Source organism: Plectonema radiosum NIES-515 (assembly GCF_025753815.1).
Lineage (GTDB): Bacteria > Cyanobacteriota > Cyanobacteriia > Cyanobacteriales > Nostocaceae > Hassallia > Hassallia radiosum_A.
The window spans coordinates 1-1,118 of the sequence record NZ_JAOWRF010000367.1; the positions used below are offsets into that span (position 1 = coordinate 1).

General features: G+C 40.8%; 2 protein-coding genes. Both read right to left on the minus strand.

Annotated features, from left to right (window positions below):
- Positions 1-381 (minus strand): hypothetical protein (locus tag OGM63_RS25670; protein ID WP_263748539.1); only part of this gene is annotated, 381 nt, incomplete at its 3' end.
- Between the two features lie 164 nt (positions 382-545).
- Positions 546-1,118, minus strand: a 573-nt coding sequence (locus tag OGM63_RS25675) for a hypothetical protein (protein ID WP_263748540.1), incomplete at its 5' end; no start/stop codon positions are given.

A 1,118-nucleotide genomic window follows, 5' to 3' on the forward strand; every position in this document is an offset into this window, starting at 1 on the left:
TAAGAGGCGGGGGGGGGAGTGGGGTAAAGAAGAATTATTTTCCTTGTCTCCTTGTCTCCTTGTCCTCCTTGTCTCCTTGTCTCCCTTATCTCCCTTGTCCCGTACTTTGATAGCGGAGCTTTGAGACTCAATTTTTTTTCTAATTTTATGAAGTATATTTTGATGCTCTAGTTTTAGCGCTGATTGGACGGTTTGGAGACTTGCATCCGGTTGTATCAATTCAGGTGGTGTTATTTGGGTTGGTGGGACAATTTTGCTTGCCTCACTATGTTTTGACTGCTGCACCACATTATCTGACTCAACTAATGGCTGTTCAGGTAATTTTGGCGCAAACGCTTGCCCAGTAGTTAACACCGCTATCAGCAGACCGATATCGCTCATTGTATTTCACCTTAACAACACCAATATTTCTCTTGACAGAAAAATTGATGGGTGTCAGGAATATTTCGTGCAAAAAAGTGATATTAGTTACTTAAAGTTCAGTAAATAACTGTTTCATTGTCATTAGTGATTAGCTATTAGCCATTACCAATTACTTAGATAAATTACTCCTTGCTTGCGCTACAGTACTTTTTCACCTCAGTTTCTAAAGCATCAGACTGTTTAGCTGTAGTTGCGGCAGATGTCAATGCGGTATCGATATCAGCTCTAGCTTTTTGTATTCTTTCCCTACCAGATTGTGAGGCTTGTGCTGTTTTAGCTGAACCAAGAGCTTTACCTGCTTTGGTTATTTGTTGGCTGAGAGTGTCAAACACGTTCACAAATTTGTCTTGATATTTTTTCAGTTCGGGGTCTGGTAGGTTCATTTCCTTGAGCGATTTGGTGACAGCTTCGAGATCAGTTGCGAGTTTCAAACTGGTTGTCACTTGCTGCCCTTTATTTTTGTCAATTAGAGCATTTCCTTCACTAACAGCCTTCATCAGGCGATCGCACTGAGCAACTTTGCTGTTATTGCAACCACTGAGCAACAAAGCGATGCTCAGACCAACAGGAATAATAACGATATATTTACGCCAAACCAACATTAACACCCCACCACTTGTTAAACCCAAATAATAATACCCAATGATTCTGTAATTTTTATTAGTTTTCCGGTCAATCCCTAAAGGGGGAGTGGG